The organism is Mesorhizobium sp. P160187 (genome assembly GCF_057766425.1).
Genome location: NZ_JBYMDX010000003.1, coordinates 83,321 through 102,860, shown reverse-complemented (window position 1 = coordinate 102,860; position 19,540 = coordinate 83,321). Strand labels below are relative to the sequence as shown.

Genomic DNA, 19,540 nt, shown 5'->3' with positions numbered 1-19,540 from the left:
GTCGCCGTCGATGCGCGTGACCGGGCCGACTAATTCCATATCTGGCCGATCACGGCCTTCGAAGTCGAATCGACAACCGCATGCGGAAGTCATAGGAGGGAATCGTCACGCTTATGCGATCGGGTGTCACCCGGCCGCGGGCGGGTGCAGTGTCAAGGATGAGAGGTTGCTAACAAATGAGCGTCCGTGGCCTGAGGTTTCTCGATAAGTGGGTAGCCAAACAACTGCCCATTGTGGCGCGGGGAGACCCCATCTCGGTTGGCGACTTGAAAGACCAGTTGATAACAGCTGCCGAGAAGGCCGGGATTCCTGCCGACGAGATCGACGGCGAGCTTGAAAGCGTCTTCGAATTGATTATCGAAGTGAATCGTCGTGTCGCCGAAAGGGTGGACTTAGCCTGAGGCTTCCCCGACGTGCCGGTCATGTCCTACATGCCGGACTGCCTGACAAGGGGCTCGCTTACCTAACCGGCCAGCGCCACGCCAATGCCATCTCAGAGCAAATGTAGATCGACACCGCGAATCCTTGAATCCCCGGTTTGTTCTGGTCATGGCTTCTGCGCCGGTCCGGTCACACAGCGCTGGTGCGTTCACCCCTCCGGCTGGGCAGGGTCCGGTTCTTGGTGCCGCTCTCGTTGATTTTCGAGGAACAGCTTGGCGAGTTCGCCCCACTCAGGATGATCCGTGGTTTTATGCTCTTCTACGAACTCGAGGAAAGCCTTGCGCAAAGCGTCAAGGTCGAAAACCCCAAGATGCTCGCCCATACCGTCGTCCATGCCCGCGCCTCTCAACGGTATTAGCTTGTCCTCTCGTTTGAGCCTTCAAGAGGGATTCCCTGAGTTTCGGCTTGGGAGCGCCTACATGGTTAATTGCGTGATCGCTAATATGATTATATCTTAGGCAGCGCGGGGGCTGTATCTTCCCGCGCGGTGGCCGGTGCGGCCCCCACACCAAAGACTGCAGCGGCCATTTCTATGGATGGGTAGCGCTAACCGATGCGACATCATGCTGCAGCGATATTTTAGAATCAGCTAATTGCGCAATCGCTAAATTAATGAAATGCGTTAGGAATGTATTTTCCACAGTTTCTGGTCGGCATGTCTGCCACTGCGATCATTGTGGCGATCTGGACCTACATCGAAGCCGGTTCAATTTGGACCGCGCTCGGCTGTGCGGTCCTTGCGCTGATCGTTCTGCAAGTCGGGTACGCCGGGCTGGTCGTTTGCTTGATATACTGGCGCTCATCGGAAGCGGCTGACTCGACTAGTCGAATTTCGGTCGCGGCTCAAGAGAACCTCGACGGCATCTCATAGCCCGCGACCGTCTCGGCACGGTCACGTGGCCCTGGGGCAGCAGTTTTGCCTCGCAGTGCCGCCAGCAAGTGGGCCTACAACGTGTTTGCGGTGACAGACACCTACCCCGAGCTTAGGGCTGAAAGCCTTATCATTGATCCAGACGCGGAACTGGAGGACGGGTGCGTTGTGGTCGCCATGTTTGGAGGCGGTCATCCGCAAACCATGAGCTGGCGCAACAATCACGGGCGAGGCTATGGGGTCCGCTTTGCCGCCAAGGGAAGTCTGCACGAGACGTTCCTTCTCGATTGCCTGGTGTGCGGACGAGGGCCATCTTCTTGCATTCGCATCCTCGGCCGGGTGTTCGGCGACCGGCGGGCGCTTCCCGCGCTACAGAACCTGGAACGATCCAGTTTAATTCTCGAATAATTTGGCTCGCTGCCTCACGGTGGCGGGCTTTTTTGTTGCTCAGCCCCAACGTCTCGACGCCGGGCTACGGAACGCAAACGTCGTGATGTCGTCACGGGAAATCCCGATGTCGCTGAGCATGTCGTCTGGTGACTTGCTCAACTCGTCCGTTGCCTTCAACAGCGCCTTCTGCTCGGCTCGATGACGGACCCAATCGCCAAGGGGACCAACTGCGACAAGAGGAAGATTCACAAGCATAGGAAGGTTCACAAGCATCGGACCACTCCCTTTAACGCTGCAGGAAAGTGCACGTAGCCTACGCCGATACGTCGATGCGTCTGTGACAAACCTCACAGATCGATCCGACGGGGCAAAAACTGCCCGGATGCCTGACGGTGGCGGGCCTTTCATATATATTAGCAATGCATAAAATTCGAGAAGGTTCGTGGCATGGTTGTTAGCAAACTCGCTGCTATCGTGCGACGCAGGCTCGGTGGATGGTGTGCTGGAATGCGTGGGGCTGGATGGATCAGGGGTCTGATGGAAGCTGACGCTCGCGATCTGCGGAGCGAGATCAGTCGGCTCCAAATAGACTTGATCGCTGCCGCCAACTCTCAGGGTAAATCCAGGCTGCATGACGTCGCGCACACACTGCGATGTCAGAAGGCGCGGCTGGAACGTCTGGAGGAGTGCCTCGCTTCAATGACGTCGAATGTCCGGCCAGAGGCATCCGCAACCCCGCCCCATGAAGGCCGGCCGTAAAAGGCAGCTCATCATGTCCGAAAGAGAACCCGCTGCCTCAGGGTGGCGGGCCTTTTATTGCTCAGCCCTACGTCTCGACGCCGGGCTGCGGAACGCAAACGTCGTGATGTCGTCACGGGAAATCCCGATGTCGCTGAGCACGTCCTCTGGCTTTACGCACCAAGTACCACGTCTGAGCGGTCTGTCGGTCGAGCAAGATGGTAGTTGGCTGCGACTGGCCAGGGTTCATGTAGGCCGCGATCGAACCCTCTGAAATCTCATATCGTTGCTCGCCGTTCGAGCAGCCGGCCAAGGCCGCCCAGATGCCTATTATTGCATCTAAGTGACTGATGAGGCCGCTACATCGTGAAACCCACCATCAACGAAGCACCCTTCTGCTATCGGCGACGCTCAGTCTAAGCGAAGGGCGCCGTCTGCTTGTCGCGCAGCGGCTTTTTTCGCCTCGGCGGTACATAGGACGGCCCAGCAGCCTTGTTGCGGGGGCTAACGGGCGGGCCACTGGGCCTGACCAACTTAGCGCCGGCTGGCAACATATGCGCACTGCTACCAATGCCAACATACAAACGAAGGAAGGACGCGATCTAACCCGCGATCGCCATTCCAAAGCCAACACCAAGGCCGACTGCGAGGCCCAGGAACAGCGTGGCGGCAAGATCGAGGGCCGAAGCGCGGACGGGGCGCCACAAGTCCTGGCGGGGCTCCCTGAGGTGACGATTCCGAAGTCGGCGAGCGCACCATAGACGTCGAGATCAACCGGCTGCGCCGCAAGATCGAGCGCGATCCGCCCAATCCGGTCTGGTGCAGACGGTGCGCGGTATTGGTATCGGCTCAGCGTGGAATAGGCGCGCCTTGGCCAGGACGTCACTTTTGGCGTGCTACCGACCGATACCAATCACGCTGAGCGTCGCTGACCCGGTGAACAACGGGAGGGCGAGCGGGCGCGGGCAGGTCGCCGAAGCGCCGTAGGTAGGTGGCGTTTGGCATTGCGAACGCGACGTACTTGTCCGTGGCAGATGGTCGGTGGGCGTAGCGATGTGAAAAGCTTTTTCGGAGAGGCGATCAGCTTCGGCCCATAGGAATCGGTCGTTGCGGCAAGTCGGCACTCTGAATGGCCGGGCTAGTACGATAGGCGACCGATCTCACAACGACGATAGAAACTCCCGCGACGGCTGCCCCGGCAATCAGGTCAACCAAGTGATGTCCACCTTCCGGCATCGTACTGACGATCATGGTGATTTCCAAAAGGACAACCGGCCAAAAGACAATCCGGAAATATCGCATCGAATACGCGATCAGAACACCAAGGCTCGTGTGGAAAGAAGGGAACGTTACGAGCGGTTGAGCCTCACTCAAAAGTAAGGCGAACGGTTCGCCGGATCGCAGCTTCAGCAAAGTCGGGTGGTGCCACATCCCGGCATGAGCGGTGAAATTGCCGAATGTGGTGGCCGGCGGCTTGAAGAACGCATAGGCGCCCGCAGCCGGGGCCAATGCGACAACGACGCCTACGATCATCAGGCAGACCGCGCTGACGACAAAGTATTCAAGCAGTCGATCCATCCGGTGCATGAAGGCGTGCACCACTGCGACAATAATCATTTGCAAGCCGATCGAATGGTACGACGCCACCAGGATGGCACTGGCAGTCGAGCTACGATTGGTCAATTCCAAGAAGGCAAGCCAGTCGAAACCGAGCGTTCGGTCAAGTGCCGCCAGGTTTCCATCAATCAGTGGCCTGCTGTTAGCTGAAGCGAGGCAGATGAAGACGGCGATGGCAATCCCGAAGGGTATCGCGAGAGCACACAGATGTAGCAACGCATATCCTGCCCCGACCAACGTTCGGATCAATCGGGCAGGACGAGAGTCATCGCCCCGGATGCGATGAGCGACTAGGGCGACAACTCCATATAAGACAACGACGAGACCTGTTACCTTCGCGACGATCCAGATGTTTGAAGGATCAAAATAGACGTTCGAATAGGGCAACCAAACTAATACGGTTCCTGCAACAAGAGCCGTCAAACTCAATGATAAAAAAACGAGCCGCCGAACTTCCCCCATTACAACGCACCTCGCCACCTACGAGGCAGCGATAAGAATGGAAGTAGCATTGGAGTCGTCCGCCGGTACACATCGTATTCGGGGAACGCAGCCCGCAAGACCTTCTCCTCATTGACCAGCCGCCGATATTGGAAGGCCAGGGCGATGGCGCCGATCGCAGCCGCTGTCCAGGTTGGATTACCGAGGACAAGGCCGACCAAAACGATCGCCTCGCAGGCATAGATTGGGTGCCGCACGATCCGGTAGGGGCCTGCCGTGACAAGTCGCCTGGCCTGCGCAGTGATGCTGAACGATCTGCCGAGCCACCATAGGCACCAAATGCAAAGCGTGAAACCAACTATGGTGATGAAGTTGGCAACAAGCTGAACCTGGGGAAGCATCTGGGCGCGATGGGCGGCAACCAAAGTCACGGTGGCGAAGCATCCGATCATCGCCGAGATTCTGGGTTCGATCCCTTGTGCTGTCTTCACAGGCGGAAGACGCGTCACGGTGGTAGCAACGATGAGAACAAGGAAGCCGAGAGCTGCAACATCCGCCGCGACATCGACGATCATCGCGAGGGTCCATTCCGGATTACGCAGAACTGCAATCATGGCTCCGGCTTTCAAGGTCGCGCAGATCGTGAAGTAAAGTGTCATCACTGCGCGCCCGATGAAATCACGCGTCGCCGGTGGCGGGAGGTTCATTGGTTTTGCCCTTCGGGATTAGTGGGTAGGCGAGTTGTTCTACGTAGGTTGGCGGGATGGGATCATCGACGCCATAGCGCTCCGGCACCGTATTGCCAGGCAGATGCATTGTTCCAAACAACGCATCGATAAACGAAAGCTGACCTGCGAAGTTCTTATCGTACGCCGAGCGCTCGTTAGCATGATGCCAATGGTGGAATTGAGGTGAGGCGATCAACCACCGAAGCGGACCGATGTTTAGCCTGACGTTAGCGTGCAGCAACAGGCCGTGGGCGTGAAAAATGAGCGCGAACAGGGCGATCGCCGGGCTGCTGAAACCCAGCAAATAGACGGGCACGAGCGACGCGCTCTTCGTCAAGGCCTGATCAACAGGATGAACCCTGTGCGCTGCCAGCCAATCAAGTTCCTCGATGCTGTGATGAATGGCATGGAAGCGCCACAGGAACGGAACGGCGTGAAAAGTGCGATGCGCTAGGTAAAAGCCAACGTCCGCGATGACGATGATCTCCATCACCTGAAGCCAAACCGGCTGGGATGACACCGCGTTAGGGAAATAATCCGGTATCAACCGGCCCACCGTGCTTGTCGCCAGTGTGATAGCAGCGATCAAACCAAGCGTTATCGGAACGCCGTTGAACAAAGCATAGATGAGGTCGTTGAAGAAAGCTTTCCTGAATATCTTCTGACCCGGTCTCAGAGCAAACAGGTATTCGATCGGTACGAAGATCAGAACCGCAATCAAAAAGGCTTTGAGATTGAGAATGTCCATACGGCGCCTCGCCAGCGGCACTCAATCCAACCACTTCGCCGGTTTCAGCGCAAGTTAATGGTTTCTAAAGGGTTAATGTGGCTCGCCGGCCATAGCGAAGATTGATCATAGAAGTGCCTTGAAGCCGAGCGATTTTGCACCTCACCGCTCAGACCTAGAGGCCGACAGGACCCATCAAACCGGTATAGACCTGAAAGGCGATCGTGCAGATCGCCGCAATCGAGATCGGCACGCCAAAAGGCACTACGCCCTTGCGATCCAGATGCTGGACATAGAAACGGAAGGCGCCCTCAGGCAGCAAGAGCGGGTTTTTCACAATCAACGCCGTGGCGAGGGCGAACACCAGCAGCAGCAGGGAGAACACTGCAAGACCGCCTCCGCCGGTCAGGAATGGCATGACCGCCATCAGCTTGACATCGCCGGCACCGACCTTGCGCAATGCCCAGAAAGGGAAGAGAGCAAGAAACAGGACGAGACCGGCCAGCGCGCTCAGGCCCATGTCCCACCATGATCCAACCAGGATCGATGCGAACTGCAGTGACCCCAGTCCAAGGCAAAGCAGCAGGAGCACTTCGCGGTTGGAAATCTTCTGGGTCGTGAAGTCGAGCCACGCAATCCTCGCGAGCAAGGGTAAGGCGAGCGCTTTCAGCACCAGCGAAGCCGCAAGCAGCATTCTACTGCCGCTCGATGTTCTGCACACTGGACGACAGGAGCTTCAGATTGTTGACCACGGTCGGATCGTTGGGCGCCAGTTCGTAGGCTTTGAGGAAATTGCTGCGCGCATCCTGCAGCTTGCCGCGCAGCAGGTAGGAATAGCCGACATTGTTGTAATATTCGGGCGACGGGCCAACCAGCTTGAAGGCTCGGGCGTAGGCCCGGTCGGCGAGGTCAAAGCGGTGGATGCGGTCGCTGCAGGCGGCCAGGCCCATCCATGCGCCACCATCGTTGGGCGCCAGTTGCGTCACCTTGTAGAACAGCGCTCCCGCATTGCCGTAGTTCTCCGCGCGAAACTGGTTCTTGGCTTCGGCAACGGCCTGGTCGGACGCATAGTATTCGACGTCGCTGACCGTTTTCAACCCATCGAAAGCGTCGCCAAAGGACGTCACGTCGCCTTTCGACGGCTCGTTGGTGCGAACGACACGGTCGGTGGTGTTCGCCCCGTTCGTCTGGCAGCCGACGAGTGCCGCCATGAACAGGCAGGCCACGACTGCAATTGGCCTTGTCATAAAATCTCCCCTTGAGGCCCCCGACCCATATTAGGACCAAAGCATATGCGCAACTAGAAGAAAATTCCTTTCATGCGAATGACCACGGGTAGCATGATCACCATCATCACGACGGGGAAGATGCATAGGCCCAATGGAATCATCATCTTGACCGGCAAAGCATTGGCGCGCTCCTCGGCACGCAGGATCCGCTGCGTGCGCATCTCGTCACTATAAACGCGCAGGGCTTCCGTCAGGCTGGTGCCCAATTCTTCCGATTGCCGAAACAAAACCGCCAAGGCCCGCGCCTCTTCGAGACCGATGCGGTCGGCAAGTTCACGCAGCGCTTCCCGCAATGGCTTTCCAGCGCGCAGCTGCAGATTCATGATCGAAAGCTGGATACCGAGCCATTTATGGGTACCGGCCAGTTCAGCGCCGACGCGCTCAACCGCCGCCTCCAGGCTCATGCCGGCATCGGCGCAGGTGATCATCATATCCATGAAGTCCGGAAAAGCGCGACGATAAATCTGCTTTTGGCCGTTCTCGAATCGGTCGAGCGCGATGCTCGGAATGACGATACACCCAAGTCCTAGCAGGGCCGCACCAGCAAAGGCAATGCCGCCTTGCAAGTGATTCGGCAACACGCGCGAAAGAAGCGCGTACGTCACCAAGAATCCGACACACACGGCAGCAAGGCGAGACAATGTGTAAACGATGGGCGCGCTGGATTGATAGAATCCGGCCCGGTACAACTTGGCTTCAAGCGCATTTGGCTCGCCGCGTTCCTTCTCCAGAGCGCGGAAATAGGCATCGACAGGCCGCTGCGCCGAAATCCTGTTGAGTTCCTGCCGCGCGCCAAGTGATCGCCGATTGCTGATGCCCTCGGACAAAAGGCTTTGCGCAACCATTCTCCTGGTCTGGAGAGCCGGCATCAAAACCAACGCGGCCACGATAAAAAGTGCGGCCGCCGCCAGAAAGACAGCAAGCGAGAGCATAAGGGCCGAGTCTCCAATATTGGTCAGCAAGTCCGTGCCCTCAGAAATCGAAATTGACCATGCGGTACATGATGAAGTCCCCCAACAGCGCCCAGAGTCCGAAGATCAGAAACACCGGAAAAACAAGTGGGTTTCCCCACACATCTCCGTAATAGCTCGGGGCGAGGCCCGTGAGGATGCCGAGCATGAGAACCGGAAACAGTGAAATGATCCAGGCCGACATGCGTCCCTCGGCCGAAAGCGATTTTATCTTCATCCGGAGCGTCCGGCGTCCGCGCAACACGGAGGCGAGATTCGACAAGATTTCCGTCAGATTGCCGCCGGTCTTGGCCTGGATTGAGAGAGACACAGACAGAAGGTGAAGCCCTTCGAAGCCGACCCGTTCCGAAAGCTTCCGCACCGCTTGCTCCAAGCTCAGGCCGAAGGTGATCTCGTCTGACACAATTCCGAATTCGGTCCCGAGCGGATCAGGCATCTCGCGCGCAACCAGGCCGATGGCCACGGTGGTTGGGTGACCGGCGCGTAGCGACCGAACAATCATATCGAGCGCGTCAGGAAGCTGTGCTGCGAATTTCTGGATTCGCTTGTTACGGGCACGCCTTAGGACGAGAAGTGGGAGGGCTAACCCGACAAGCAAGAAGGCTAGGACCGCCACGATGGCCGAGAAGCCCAGAAGCAACGACATCACCAAAGCCAGCACCAAGCCAGCGAGCGGGAACATCGACGCAAATGCGAGCGGATTACCAGTGATGCCTGATTGCGTATAAAGCCGATTCAGCGCTACCGCGCCGAAAAGGTAATCGCCTGATGCCGTCAGCCCGCGTTCCTGCAACAGTCCTTGCAAACTCTGTTCGGCCGGAGATTCCTCTCCCAATCGCTTCAGCCGCCGATTGATCGCGCCTACTCGCGCCCGCCGCCCCGCAAAAGACAGGTAGAGGGATTCGGCGGCGAGGATAACGGATGCCGCTGCCAGCACATAAATGAAGTAGAGCAGAGTCTGGCCGGTCGGCATCACAGCGAAACCTGCGGATTGAACGCGTCCTTGGCGAATTGGTGCCCCAAAATCGTCGCCTCCTGGGCAAATCGCGGCCGGATCCCGGTCGCACGAAAGTCGCCAATGATTGTTCCGTCCGGACCTACTTCGCGGCGGACGAAATGATAGATCTCCTGAATCTGGACAACATTGCCTTCCATGCCGGTCAGTTCCGAAATCGAAACGACCCGCCTGCCACCATCGGAAAGGCGCTGAGTCTGCACTATGATATCGATGGCCGATGCAATCTGTGCGCGAATGGAGTCGTGGCTCATCGGCATGCCAGCCATGCCGACCATCTGCTCGAGCCGGGATATCGCATCACGCGGCGTGTTGGCGTGGATCGTGGTCATCGACCCCTCGTGGCCGGTGTTCATGGCCTGCAGCATGTCAAAAGCCTCCTCGCCGCGAACCTCGCCGACGATAATGCGGTCAGGCCGCATGCGAAGCGCATTCTTCAGCAATTCACGCTGGCGCACTTCGCCCTTGCCCTCAACATTGGGCGGACGCGTCTCCAGACGCCCGACATGCGGTTGTTGCAACTGCAGCTCGGCCGCATCCTCGATCGTTATCAGGCGCTCCTTGGAAGGGATGTAGCTGGACAAAGCGTTGAGCAAGGTCGTCTTGCCACTGCCGGTGCCGCCCGAAACCAGGATCGACTTGCGCGCCTGCACGGCGATCCGCAGCAGATCGATCATCGGCGGTCGTATCGAATTGAAAGCCATCAGGCGTTCGAGCGAATAGGGCTTCTTCGAGAATTTGCGGATCGATACCAGCGGACCGTCGACCGAGATCGGCCGCACCGCGATGTTGACGCGCGACCCGTCTGCCAGGCGGGCATCGACCATCGGCGCGGACTCGTCGACGCGCCGGCCAATGGCCGAGACGATCTTGTTGATGACACGCAACAGATGCGCCTCGTCACGGAAACGGATCGCTGTCTCCTCGATCACGCCGCGGCGCTCGATGAAGACCCGCTTGTGCGTATTGATCAGAATGTCGGCAATGGAGTCGTCTTTCAGTAGCGGCTCGATCGGCCCGAGCCCCAGCATCTCGTCGGCCGTGTCGCTGGTCAGTTGATCAAGCTCGCGAGCATTCAGCGGTACATTGCGACCACGTACGAATTCGCGGACGATGGGACGGATCTCGTTCAGGATCTCATCCTTCGACGCACTTTCTAGGGTCGTCAGGTTGAACCGGTCGATCAGATGTCGGTGGAGATCGACTTTCAGCGCCAGGAACTCGTCGCCGTGCGGCGCCAGATCGGCAGCAGGCGCAAGCGATGTTGTGGTTGGCGGGGCCGCGGTCTGCACAGCCTGACGCTCGTCCGGTGCCTTGATGAAGCGGCCTAACATGTCGCCAGAGTCCCCCCTGAATTCCCCAGACCTGAAACTAGGCGTTAACCAAGAAAGGCACAAGCGCCTCGCAGGGCCATGGCGACGGATACTTACAACATAGTTAAGGAGGGTCTCCAAAAAAATCGTTTTATTTTGGCTAAAGCGCCCTTCAGCCACACCTCACGGAACCTTTCGAACCGCAACAAACAGAAGGCGGTCGAAAGCTCTCCGTAAGCCCTTAGATATAAAGGCATATGCTGATCGACTAATATGTTCAGCCTTTTGCCGTAGCTGTGGCCGAATTGTGAATGAATGGTTAAGGGCGCTCCAAAAATTAATCGAATCAAGCTCTTGTCCAAATTTAAGTGGCTTCCGATTCGGTATTGAAAGGTTAAGGAACTGTTAATCCATTTGACTCTGCTTTTTCGCGGGACCTAGGATTGAGATGACGGGGGATGCTTGGGTATGGGGTTACATCCTTGGCTCTGTCTCGTCGGGTTCAAACCTCCAACAGGGAGAAATTGACATGAAGAAGCTCATGACGATGACCCGGCAGTTCCGCGACGACGAGAACGGCGCTGCAATGGTCGAATATACAATCCTGCTCGGCATCATCACCATCGCTGTGATCGCATCGATCATAACTGTTGGCGGTTGGGTCGGCGCCCGGTGGGTGACGCTGGCGGCCGCGCTGCCGTGATCTTGAGATATCATCGACGCCGGGGCATCCTCGGCGTCGATGATTGGGTAAGGCAGTCGACTGGTAGATGACGGGGGATGCTTGGGTATGGATTTCATCCTTGGCTCGTCTCGTCGGGTTCAACTCCAGAGGAGAAATTGGCATGAAAAAGCTCATGACGATGGCCCGGCAGTTCCGCGATAACGAAAACGGCGCCGCCATGGTCGAATACACCATCTTGCTCGGCATCATCACCATTGCTGTGATCGCATCGGTCATAACTGTCGGCGCATGGGTAGGTACCCAGTGGACGTCGCTGGCGGGAACGTTGCCGTGATATCTTGACACTGTTATCGACGCCGAGGGTGTCTTCAGCGTCGATGGACTGGGGTAGACGCAGCGAGCTGCGCAAACGCAATCGGGGCAAAGTCCATGCGCGCCAACACTGTCATCATGATCGTTCTCGCCGGCGTGTTCGGCGTGCTCGCGGTGGTGCTTGCCAATATCTGGCTGGCCAATCAACGGAGCGCCATGGCACGAACAGGAGATGTAGAGCGCGATACTGTGGTGGTGGCAGCAGTGGCGCTAAAGTTTGGTGACACGCTGTCGGCGGACAAGCTGCGTGTGGTCGATTGGCCGTCTGGTGCGGTTCCGGCCGGCGCCTTCAAGACGACGGAAGAACTTCTGACGAAAGACCTTCCTGCCGGCGGAGGCACTAAGCAGGCGTTGCAGTCGATCGGCGTCAACGAACCTGTCCTCGCCACCAAGATAACCGGCCCTGGCCAGCGCGCCACGCTGTCGGCGGTGCTTGGCGAAGGCATGAAGGCCGTTTCCATCAGGGTCAACGACGTCCTTGGAGTCGCCGGATTTGTCTTTCCTGGCGATCGGGTTGACGTGCTGCTGACGCGCAAGGTGCGCACTGCGGAGGGCGCGGACCAAAGTTTTGTCGACGTGCTGTTGCAGAGCATGAAGGTGCTCGCCGTCGACCAGGTAGCCGATGAGAGCAAAGACAGCCCGACAGTGGTGAAGTCGGTTACACTTGAGGTCAGCACCAAGGACGCCCAGAAACTTACGCTTGCCGCCGATGCCGGTCAGTTGTCGCTGGCGCTGCGCCAGGCCGCCGCCAGCAAGGGTGAGACGACGGAGCGTATTACGCTGTCGGACCTGACCGGCGACACGCCCGACGATGTCGCCAAAAGGCAGGCTGAACTTGCCAGGCAGGCAGCAGCCGACGCCGAGGCGGCAGCCGAGCGCAAGCGCGCCGACGATAAGATTGCCGGACTGGCCCAGGCCGTCGAACGAGTAGGAAGCAAGCTCGACGATTTGAGCAAGGTCAAGCCGGCTCCGGCGGTGGCCTCAGCACCCGAAGTTCAGGAAGTCGTCAAGGAAGTGATCAAGTATGTGACCCCCGAGCCACCGGCGCGGGCGACGGTCGGCGTATTTCGGGGTGTCAAGCTCGAGACATATGACGTGCCGCGACAACCATGATAAGGTGCGGCCAACAAAATAGGGCTGCGTCGGCAGCGAGTGGGGAGTTTGGGGATGCGGAGGTCTTGGTTAAAGGTAGCGGCGGCCGCGTTGTCGTGTCTGGCCGCACTATTGCCATCGAGCCTTGCGGCTGATGCAGCAGACCGTTTCATCGATGTGTCAAACCCAAGCGTCCATCGGATTTTCCTGCCGATGTCACAGTCGGTGACGCTCCAGGTGAGCGCCAATCTCGGTGACATCGTCGTTGGCGACGAGAAGATCGCCGATGCCCAGCCGATGACCGACCGGACGCTTTACGTCATTGGCAAGAGCGCCGGCACCACCACGGTCAATCTCTTCTCCCCGGACAAGCGCTCGCTTGGTGTCATCCAGATCGAGGTGGGCGTCGACGTCAGCGACATGGCTCAGGCGATCCGCCAGGTGGCGCCCAGGGCGCGCATCGAAATCGGTTCGATCAACGGCAAGGTCAGGCTTGGCGGCCATGTCAAGGATGGCGCGACACTGGCGTCGATCCTTGAGGTCGCGCAGCAGTATGGCCCCGACGCCATCATCAATTCCGTCATCGTCGACGACAGCCAGCAGGTGAATCTCGAGGTCCGCGTGCTGGAGGCCAAGCGGAACGCCGGCCGCGACCTCGGCGTGTCGATCAGGAGCACAAATGGCAGCGGCACAACCCGTACAGGGACAGGCGTTGCGGCCGTCGACGAAGATGATGTGGTGCTGGGACCTGGGAACCTGCTCACCGGCCTGCTGTCGGGCAGCAATCCGTTTGCAGCGCTGATCACCCGCGTTATCGACAGCAACATCAAGGTCGACCTGATTATCGAGGCACTCGAGAACAAGGGCGTTGTGCGCACGCTTGCAAATCCCAACTTGACAACGCTTTCCGGGGAGCCTGCAAGCTTCAACGCCGGCGGCGAAGTGCCTATCCGTGTCATCGGCAATGATGGCCAGGTAACCATCACGTACAAGCAATTCGGCGTCAATCTGCTGTTCACGCCGGTCGTACTCGACGACGGCAAGATCCATATGAAGCTGGCGCCGGAAGTGAGTGACCTCAACGGTTTCACCACCGCCGGCGACCCGATCTTTACCAACCGCAAGCTGGAAACAGTCGTCGAACTGCGCGACGGCCAGAGTTTCGCTGTTGGCGGCTTGTTGTCCAGCAAGACCACCAAGCTGCAGAACCAGGTGCCATGGCTCGGCCAGGTGCCGGTCATCGGCACCCTGTTTCGAAATTCGAGCAATCAGAAGGAAGAGACCGAACTCGTCGTCATCGTCACGCCGCATATCGTGCGGCCGGTGAAGCCCGGCGAGCAACTCGCGACGCCGTTCGACAAGACACGGCCGGCCAACGATCCGGAATTCTTCGTGCTCGGCCAGCTCGAGGTGAACAAGGATATGATCCGAAGATATGAAACGGGTGATGGCGTGACCGGCCCCTATGGCCACATGCTGGACTTCAAATCGAAGGACAAGATGCTCTATGTCAAGAAATAGCGTCCTGATCCTCCTCTTGTGCGCCGGTGCACTATCGGGCTGCGCCGCCGATTATCTGAACAACTACGATTCGGTGACGCTGGCCGCCGGGGATACGCAAAAATACAATTCGCTGCTGCAGACGGTCGACCCATTCAATCCTGCGTCCAAAAATACGAGGATCGAAGGCGACGGCGCGCGCGCCGCCGCTGTTGCAAACAGCTACAAATTTCCGCCACCGCCGCCCCCCCCGCCGGCCATCACCGTCAACGTCGGAGCGCCGGCCTCCAACACGGTGGAATGAACAGAAGGATGCGGTTTCAGTGCGCCAGGCACAACGAGGAAACCTGGCATCAGGGGAGCAAAGAGTAAAGCCATGCTGCGAACCATTCGCGCGTTCTGGCACGATCAGAGGGGAATAGCGCTGATACTCGTCAGCGTCATGCTGCCAGCCATCATCGGCTTCTCGCTGCTGGCGATCGATATGAGCCGGGTCAACAATTTGCATAATGATCTGCAGAAAGGCGCGGACGCGTTTGCCCTTGCCGCGGCTGCTGAGCTTGATGGTCAATCCGACAGCATCACCAGAGGTGACCACGCCCTGGCTACGCTTGTGGCCAACAACTACACCTTCTCGACTGTAGGTTCAGGTGTCCCGCAGACGCTGGCTGCCGCCGGGGTGACGCGACGCTATCTCCGGTCTTTGCCTGCATCCGACAATTTGCCGATAGCTTCGGCCAATATCATCACGGATGAAATCACGGACGCCAAGAATGCCCGCTTTATCGAGGTGACGGTGACCCCAGTCGGCTTCGCTGCAATCTTCCCAGCATCGTTCTTGACCGGCAACTCCGCGAGCAATTCCTTCAATGTGAGCGCGGTCGCGGTAGGCGGCTTCAAATCGAGCGTCTGCGACTACACCCCGGTCTTCATGTGCAATCCCTACGAAGATACGAGCCTCACCGGTGGTGTAACGTTGGAAATGGCTGCCAATCAGCTGCAGTATCGCCGTCGCCAAATACTTCTGCGAGATAATGGCTACTACCAACCTGGTAACTTCGCCTTTCTTGCTTCGCCAGAGGGTAACGGCGCGAACGCATTGGAAGCGTCGCTCGCCCGCGTGAAGCCGGTCGGCTGCTATGCCCAAGATGGTGTTGACACCGAACCGGGACAAAGCACCGGCCCCGTGCAAGACGGGCTGAATGCCCGCTTCGGTATCAGCAAAAGTTACATTGGAACGTCGACTGGCCCAGCGGCCAATGTCCGGATGGGGCTCAAAAACATCAACTGCAACAACGGCCAAACCGACTTTGAGACCGACCCAACAAAGGGTGTCGGCTTGGAGCGAGACTCCTGCCAGATCACCGGCACCTGCAGCCTGATGGGCGGCCGTATGGGCACCGGCGATTGGAATGCCAGCCGCTACTGGACCGTCAATCATTCGACACGCGGCGCTTTGCCTTCATCGCTCGTGGGAGCCACCCGCTACGAAATGTATCGCTACGAGCTTAACCCCGACGGGAACCCCGCGACCAACGACAGCATCGCTGGAGATGCAGCGGTAAGCGGAGAAACCGGTAATCCGTCCTGCGGCCAGACACCGGTCACAAGCGTAGACCGGCGCGTCCTCTACGGTGCCATCATCGACTGCAATGCAATCGGGGGGTTCAACGGTCGCGCCAACAATATTCCAGTTCGCGCTTTCGGCAGCTTCTTCATCACCGAGCCTATCAAGGACAGCAAGGACATTTATGTCGAGCTGATCGACATCACCGGCAAGGGTGGGCGCGGCACGCTCGATAATTTCCTGCGCGACGAAGCACAGCTCTACCGGTGACGGCGATGATCAGAACCCTGTTCCGTCATCTCGATCGATTTCGACGCGACCACGGCGGGGCGGTGCTCGTCGAAATGACGCTGATCACGCCGCTGATGCTGATCCTGTCGGCTGGCGTGTTCGAATTCGGCAATCTGATCCACGACAAGCTGCTGATGGAGGCCGGGCTTTCGGACGGTGCTCGCTATGCAGCGCGCTGCAATAGCCAGATTTATACCGACTATGCCGATGCGGGCTTCACTGCGATCAACTGTGCGGACGTCGCCACAAACATCGCGGTGTTCGGCAACGCGGACGGGACACCACCCTCGCGTGTCGCCGGCTGGCAGAAATCGAACGTCACGGTGACTAGCGGGTCTTGCCACGACGCCGTGGAGGCCGGTGTTACCAAGTATCGCTCCACCACAGCACAGGTCTGCGTCGTCAGGGCGGCAGGCACTTTCGCATATACAGGCGTCGGGATGCTGTCATTCATCAACGTCAGCCCGATCACCTTGAGCGGCTTCCATGAGGAGCGGTTGATCCGGTTCTGAAAATGATCAGGCGTTTCGCAACATCGGAGGACGGCGCGGCGATGGTCGAGATCACCATCGTGTCGACGCTGCTGTTTACGCTTGTCCTGGGCTTCGTCGATTTCGGCTACGCACTGTATCAGTGGAACGCGGCGACCAAGGCCGTGCAGGTCGGTGCCCGGCTGGCGTCGATCTCCGATCCGGTTGTCAGCAATCTGACTGCCGCCGCCCCCACCTCGGTGCCGGGTGCCCCCGTACGGGCCGGCATCTATGGTCCGTTTGTCTGCTCGTATACCGGAACCACGGGTGCATGCAGCAATGGCGGCGCATTCGATGCTGCCGCCTTCAGCCGTATCTTCCGAGGCGACACTGCAAACACCGCCAACGACGTCTGTCCCGCCTTGGCCGCCAACCAGCGGCCAGGAATGTGTCATTTCTTCCCGGGCCTGCTGCGCAGCAACGTTGTCATCACCTATTCCGCCACGGGCCTCGGCTTCCAGACGCGGCTGGGCGGACCAGTGCCGACAATCAGCGTAAGCCTGCAGAACAGGAGCTTCCAATTCTTCTTCCTGAACGGACTGATGGGTTTCGCCGATATCAACATGCCCTCCATGCTGAGCACGGTCACGGGCGAAGATTTGAAGAGTACTGCGTCATGAATGCCATCAACACCAAGGTTACACCGACCAAGCGAAAGCAGGTGGCGCTGTTCTCGTCGGATCCGAATTTCAAGCGCGATGTGGCGACGCGGCTCGATGCGCTGGCGATCTACGACGTCAGGGTTTCCGAGACGAGCGACTTCCTTAGGGGGCCGCCCGCGGATACGCGCCCCGGCATCGTCATCCTCGACCTCGGCAATGGCGAGTTGCTCGGAAGGCCGGGCATCGTCGAGGCGCGCGCCCTTTGGGCAACCGTGCCGCTGATCGCGGTCTCCGACGAGCTGTCGTCGGAGCAGACACGAGTGCTGGTGCGCATGAACGCTTCGGACTGGCTGCACAAGCCGCTCGACGGCAAGGAACTGCTCAACGCCGTGACCTTCCACGACACCGGCAACCAGGGAACGAAAAGCCGCATCATCACTTTCATCAGCGCCAGCGGCGGCGCCGGCGCGACGACGCTCGCTTTGTCGGCGGCCGAATTCCTGGCGTCGAAATCGAAGGAACGCGGGGCTTCCACCTGCCTGGTCGACCTCGATTTCCAGAGCGCCAATTGCGGCGCCTATCTCAACCAGTTCAACCAGTTCGACCTTGGCGGCATTATCGGCCAGCCGGAGAGGCTCGACGTCGAGTTGATGGATGTCATCAAGCTCTCGCGCCCGTCCGGGCTGACGCTCTATTCCTTCGAGAGGCCGCAATTGCCTTTCGAGCCGCAGGGCAGTGATTTTGTCTTCCGGCTCCTCGACCTCGTCGCCTACCGGTTCGACGACATCGTCATCGACCTGCCGAACATCGAGACGCCTTGGCACAATTCCGTGCTGTCGACGAGCGATGAGATATTCATCGTCTTCGAACTCAACGTCGCCTCACTGCGGCAAGGCAAACGGCTCTACAAGAAGATCCGTGAGTTGCGTGGCAATGCTGTCAGCATCACGCTGGTCGCCAACAAGCACAAGCGCAAATGGTTCGGCAACCACTTTTCGCGCAGCGAACTCGAAAAGATCTTCAAGGCGCCGCACATCAAGTCGGTCGCGCTGGACAATGCGCTTCTGACCGATGCGTTGAACCGTGCTATCCTGCCTGCCGAGGTGGATGGGCGTGCGCGCTTCAACAAGGACCTCAAGCGGATGTTCAAAGAGCGGCTCGATGACGCTGCCAAATAGGGGGCGGCCAAGTAGGTATCGGATTGGCCCGGGATTGGCCTATGTCATGAGCATTGCGCTGATGATGCTGGTCCAGGATTTCGCCAGCGCACGATCGGCACTTTCGGATCGGCCGCCGCTGCCGGCAATGGGACCCAGCCTGCGCAAGACTGTTGCCTTCGAGACGACAGAACAGCCCGGAACGATCGTTATCCGCAAGGGCGAGAAAGCGCTTTATCTGGTGACCCGACAGGGCCAGGCGCTTCGCTATCAGATCAGCGTCGGACGCGACGGATTTGGCTGGACCGGAGTGGTCGAGGTGGGGGCGAAGACCGAATGGCCGGAATGGCGCCCACCCCGCGAGATGCGCGCCCGCCAGCCGGACCTGCCGCAAATGGTGCCTGCCGGTCCTTACAATCCACTTGGCGCCAGGGCGCTCTATCTGCTTCGGAACGGGCGTGACACGCTCTATCGGATACACGGAACCAACGATCCCAAGGGTGTTGGCTTCGATGGAACATCGGGGTGTTTTCGCCTTACCAACACCGATGTGATCGATCTCTTCAAGCGCGTCGCGATCGGCGCAAAGGTGGTGGTTCAATGACGATGATCAGCGAACCGGACATGCCGGCAATCGAGATTGGGACAGCAGCCCGCACCGGAGAGCAGGCTGTCGTTGGGAAACCGAGCGACAAAAGCATTATCGGCGCGGTCATCATCGGCACGTCCCTGCTCACCTTGGTGAATATGGTAGCCGCGGTTTATCTATACCGCGGCATCAGCGATATGCGCCTTTTGGAAGGGCGCCTGGAACAACTAGGCACGTTCGAACAACGAATCGGGGGCCGGCTGGACATGGTCAACAACGGTTTTCAGAGCCGATTTGAAAAACTGGACAGTCAGCTGCAGAGCAGCTTTGGCGAAATCAACCGGAGCATGGCCCGGCTGGCACAGAACCAGCCTCTTGCACGTGACGAAGTCATGTCGAGCCCAACGGAACCTTCGATGGTCGCGACCGGCAGCATGGCGGAGGCGCCTGCTGTTCTCGATGGTGAAGACGCGACCGAGCCCAGCGTCGTCGATACACCGCGTCCGCCCAAAAGGAGGATTGCAGCTGCAGCGCCTGCCCCAAGCCCCGACTACCAGCGCATAGAGCAGGCCGACGGCAAGGTTTACTACCGGAAGATCAACTAACGCCGGAAA

23 protein-coding genes and 1 pseudogene are annotated in these 19,540 nt (G+C 58.8%); 15 read left to right on the top strand and 9 right to left on the bottom strand.

Annotation, left to right across the window (positions count from 1 at the left end; translation table 11 throughout):
* Positions 1–176: 176 nt before the first annotated feature.
* The gene (locus tag AC3CCE_RS03720) at positions 177–401 is read left to right on the top strand and encodes a DUF768 domain-containing protein (protein WP_352627310.1); all 225 of its coding nucleotides are present in this window, start codon (positions 177–179) and stop codon (positions 399–401) included.
* Between the two features lie 188 nt (positions 402–589).
* Here AC3CCE_RS03720 and AC3CCE_RS03715 read toward each other — a convergent pair whose 3' ends face one another.
* On the bottom strand, positions 590–775 hold the full coding sequence (locus AC3CCE_RS03715; RefSeq protein ID WP_023833470.1) for a hypothetical protein: 186 nt from the start codon (positions 773–775) through the stop codon (positions 590–592).
* Positions 776–1,069: 294 nt separating this feature from the next.
* Between AC3CCE_RS03715 and AC3CCE_RS03710 the strand changes: the two genes are divergently transcribed.
* From AC3CCE_RS03710 to AC3CCE_RS03700, 3 genes and pseudogenes are all read left to right on the top strand, one after another.
* Entirely contained in the window at positions 1,070–1,312 is a 243-nt protein-coding gene (locus AC3CCE_RS03710; protein WP_352627308.1) for an exopolysaccharide production repressor protein, read from the top strand.
* 90 nt (positions 1,313–1,402) lie between these two features.
* Positions 1,403–1,720, top strand: a complete 318-nt coding sequence (locus AC3CCE_RS03705; RefSeq protein WP_352627306.1) for a hypothetical protein — start codon at positions 1,403–1,405, stop codon at positions 1,718–1,720.
* 1,447 nt (positions 1,721–3,167) lie between these two features.
* Positions 3,168–3,303 (top strand): annotated as a pseudogene (locus tag AC3CCE_RS03700) (winged helix-turn-helix domain-containing protein); the annotation flags it as partial.
* Between the two features lie 217 nt (positions 3,304–3,520).
* Here AC3CCE_RS03700 and AC3CCE_RS03695 read toward each other — a convergent pair.
* From AC3CCE_RS03695 to AC3CCE_RS03660, 8 genes are all read right to left on the bottom strand, one after another.
* Positions 3,521–4,519: a phosphatase PAP2 family protein gene (locus tag AC3CCE_RS03695; RefSeq protein ID WP_352513712.1), complete on the bottom strand. Its 999-nt coding sequence runs from the start codon at positions 4,517–4,519 to the stop codon at positions 3,521–3,523.
* Entirely contained in the window at positions 4,519–5,157 is a 639-nt protein-coding gene (locus AC3CCE_RS03690; protein WP_352573813.1) for a methyltransferase family protein, read from the bottom strand. The genes AC3CCE_RS03695 and AC3CCE_RS03690 overlap by 1 nt, the downstream gene beginning before the upstream one ends.
* A 19-nt stretch (positions 5,158–5,176) precedes the next feature.
* Complete coding sequence (locus AC3CCE_RS03685) at positions 5,177–5,974, bottom strand: sterol desaturase family protein (protein WP_352513714.1); 798 nt, start codon at positions 5,972–5,974, stop codon at positions 5,177–5,179.
* A gap of 154 nt (positions 5,975–6,128) precedes the next feature.
* Positions 6,129–6,647, bottom strand: coding sequence for a prepilin peptidase (locus AC3CCE_RS03680; protein WP_352513715.1), 519 nt, complete (start codon positions 6,645–6,647; stop codon positions 6,129–6,131).
* A gap of 1 nt (position 6,648) precedes the next feature.
* On the bottom strand, positions 6,649–7,200 hold the full coding sequence (locus AC3CCE_RS03675; RefSeq protein WP_352513716.1) for a tetratricopeptide repeat protein: 552 nt from the start codon (positions 7,198–7,200) through the stop codon (positions 6,649–6,651).
* A 53-nt stretch (positions 7,201–7,253) separates the two neighbouring features.
* Complete coding sequence (locus tag AC3CCE_RS03670) at positions 7,254–8,204, bottom strand: type II secretion system F family protein (RefSeq protein ID WP_352513717.1); 951 nt, start codon at positions 8,202–8,204, stop codon at positions 7,254–7,256.
* Between the two features lie 10 nt (positions 8,205–8,214).
* A complete protein-coding gene (locus AC3CCE_RS03665) occupies positions 8,215–9,186 on the bottom strand; it encodes a type II secretion system F family protein (protein ID WP_352513718.1) in 972 nt (323 codons plus the stop codon).
* A complete protein-coding gene (locus AC3CCE_RS03660) occupies positions 9,186–10,562 on the bottom strand; it encodes a TadA family conjugal transfer-associated ATPase (RefSeq protein WP_352513733.1) in 1,377 nt (458 codons plus the stop codon). The genes AC3CCE_RS03665 and AC3CCE_RS03660 overlap by 1 nt, the downstream gene beginning before the upstream one ends.
* Positions 10,563–11,070: 508 nt before the next feature.
* Here AC3CCE_RS03660 and AC3CCE_RS03655 point away from each other — a divergent pair.
* From AC3CCE_RS03655 to AC3CCE_RS03605, 11 genes are all read left to right on the top strand, one after another.
* Positions 11,071–11,244, top strand: a complete 174-nt coding sequence (locus tag AC3CCE_RS03655) for a Flp family type IVb pilin (RefSeq protein ID WP_064980352.1) — start codon at positions 11,071–11,073, stop codon at positions 11,242–11,244.
* Between the two features lie 142 nt (positions 11,245–11,386).
* Positions 11,387–11,560 carry a Flp family type IVb pilin gene (locus tag AC3CCE_RS03650; RefSeq protein WP_352513719.1) on the top strand — a complete coding sequence of 58 codons (174 nt, stop codon included), beginning with the start codon at positions 11,387–11,389 and terminating at the stop codon, positions 11,558–11,560.
* A 95-nt stretch (positions 11,561–11,655) separates the two neighbouring features.
* Positions 11,656–12,711, top strand: coding sequence for a Flp pilus assembly protein CpaB (cpaB, locus tag AC3CCE_RS03645; protein ID WP_352513720.1), 1,056 nt, complete (start codon positions 11,656–11,658; stop codon positions 12,709–12,711).
* 54 nt (positions 12,712–12,765) lie between these two features.
* A complete protein-coding gene (locus tag AC3CCE_RS03640; RefSeq protein ID WP_352513721.1) occupies positions 12,766–14,211 on the top strand; it encodes a type II and III secretion system protein family protein in 1,446 nt (481 codons plus the stop codon).
* Positions 14,198–14,494, top strand: a complete 297-nt coding sequence (locus tag AC3CCE_RS03635; RefSeq protein WP_352513722.1) for a hypothetical protein — start codon at positions 14,198–14,200, stop codon at positions 14,492–14,494. Before AC3CCE_RS03640 ends, AC3CCE_RS03635 begins: the two co-directional genes overlap by 14 nt.
* 72 nt (positions 14,495–14,566) lie before the next feature.
* Entirely contained in the window at positions 14,567–16,027 is a 1,461-nt protein-coding gene (locus AC3CCE_RS03630) for a TadE/TadG family type IV pilus assembly protein (protein ID WP_352513723.1), read from the top strand.
* Between the two features lie 5 nt (positions 16,028–16,032).
* The gene (locus tag AC3CCE_RS03625) at positions 16,033–16,560 is read left to right on the top strand and encodes a TadE/TadG family type IV pilus assembly protein (protein ID WP_352513724.1); all 528 of its coding nucleotides are present in this window, start codon (positions 16,033–16,035) and stop codon (positions 16,558–16,560) included.
* A 41-nt stretch (positions 16,561–16,601) separates the two neighbouring features.
* Positions 16,602–17,198, top strand: a complete 597-nt coding sequence (locus tag AC3CCE_RS03620) for a TadE family protein (RefSeq protein ID WP_245274436.1) — start codon at positions 16,602–16,604, stop codon at positions 17,196–17,198.
* The gene (locus AC3CCE_RS03615) at positions 17,195–18,358 is read left to right on the top strand and encodes a CpaE/TadZ family protein (protein WP_023738782.1); all 1,164 of its coding nucleotides are present in this window, start codon (positions 17,195–17,197) and stop codon (positions 18,356–18,358) included. The genes AC3CCE_RS03620 and AC3CCE_RS03615 overlap by 4 nt, the downstream gene beginning before the upstream one ends.
* Entirely contained in the window at positions 18,342–18,941 is a 600-nt protein-coding gene (locus AC3CCE_RS03610) for a L,D-transpeptidase (protein ID WP_352627298.1), read from the top strand. Before AC3CCE_RS03615 ends, AC3CCE_RS03610 begins: the two co-directional genes overlap by 17 nt.
* On the top strand, positions 18,938–19,531 hold the full coding sequence (locus tag AC3CCE_RS03605; protein ID WP_352513726.1) for a hypothetical protein: 594 nt from the start codon (positions 18,938–18,940) through the stop codon (positions 19,529–19,531). Before AC3CCE_RS03610 ends, AC3CCE_RS03605 begins: the two co-directional genes overlap by 4 nt.
* Positions 19,532–19,540 lie beyond the last annotated feature (9 nt).

Coding starts and splice junctions, on each gene's coding strand:
- AC3CCE_RS03620 (WP_245274436.1), top strand. CDS start 16,602: ATGGTCGAGATCACCATCGTGTCGACGCTGCTGTTTACGCTTGTCCTG.
- AC3CCE_RS03680 (WP_352513715.1), bottom strand. CDS start 6,647: ATGCTGCTTGCGGCTTCGCTGGTGCTGAAAGCGCTCGCCTTACCCTTG.
- AC3CCE_RS03650 (WP_352513719.1), top strand. CDS start 11,387: ATGAAAAAGCTCATGACGATGGCCCGGCAGTTCCGCGATAACGAAAAC.
- AC3CCE_RS03710 (WP_352627308.1), top strand. CDS start 1,070: ATGTATTTTCCACAGTTTCTGGTCGGCATGTCTGCCACTGCGATCATT.
- AC3CCE_RS03715 (WP_023833470.1), bottom strand. CDS start 775: ATGGACGACGGTATGGGCGAGCATCTTGGGGTTTTCGACCTTGACGCT.
- AC3CCE_RS03625 (WP_352513724.1), top strand. CDS start 16,033: ATGATCAGAACCCTGTTCCGTCATCTCGATCGATTTCGACGCGACCAC.
- AC3CCE_RS03675 (WP_352513716.1), bottom strand. CDS start 7,200: ATGACAAGGCCAATTGCAGTCGTGGCCTGCCTGTTCATGGCGGCACTC.
- AC3CCE_RS03635 (WP_352513722.1), top strand. CDS start 14,198: ATGTCAAGAAATAGCGTCCTGATCCTCCTCTTGTGCGCCGGTGCACTA.
- AC3CCE_RS03720 (WP_352627310.1), top strand. CDS start 177: ATGAGCGTCCGTGGCCTGAGGTTTCTCGATAAGTGGGTAGCCAAACAA.
- AC3CCE_RS03660 (WP_352513733.1), bottom strand. CDS start 10,562: ATGTTAGGCCGCTTCATCAAGGCACCGGACGAGCGTCAGGCTGTGCAG.
- AC3CCE_RS03605 (WP_352513726.1), top strand. CDS start 18,938: ATGACGATGATCAGCGAACCGGACATGCCGGCAATCGAGATTGGGACA.
- cpaB (WP_352513720.1), top strand. CDS start 11,656: ATGCGCGCCAACACTGTCATCATGATCGTTCTCGCCGGCGTGTTCGGC.
- AC3CCE_RS03685 (WP_352513714.1), bottom strand. CDS start 5,974: ATGGACATTCTCAATCTCAAAGCCTTTTTGATTGCGGTTCTGATCTTC.
- AC3CCE_RS03610 (WP_352627298.1), top strand. CDS start 18,342: ATGACGCTGCCAAATAGGGGGCGGCCAAGTAGGTATCGGATTGGCCCG.
- AC3CCE_RS03665 (WP_352513718.1), bottom strand. CDS start 9,186: ATGCCGACCGGCCAGACTCTGCTCTACTTCATTTATGTGCTGGCAGCG.
- AC3CCE_RS03690 (WP_352573813.1), bottom strand. CDS start 5,157: ATGACACTTTACTTCACGATCTGCGCGACCTTGAAAGCCGGAGCCATG.
- AC3CCE_RS03695 (WP_352513712.1), bottom strand. CDS start 4,519: ATGGGGGAAGTTCGGCGGCTCGTTTTTTTATCATTGAGTTTGACGGCT.
- AC3CCE_RS03640 (WP_352513721.1), top strand. CDS start 12,766: ATGCGGAGGTCTTGGTTAAAGGTAGCGGCGGCCGCGTTGTCGTGTCTG.
- AC3CCE_RS03630 (WP_352513723.1), top strand. CDS start 14,567: ATGCTGCGAACCATTCGCGCGTTCTGGCACGATCAGAGGGGAATAGCG.
- AC3CCE_RS03615 (WP_023738782.1), top strand. CDS start 17,195: ATGAATGCCATCAACACCAAGGTTACACCGACCAAGCGAAAGCAGGTG.
- AC3CCE_RS03655 (WP_064980352.1), top strand. CDS start 11,071: ATGAAGAAGCTCATGACGATGACCCGGCAGTTCCGCGACGACGAGAAC.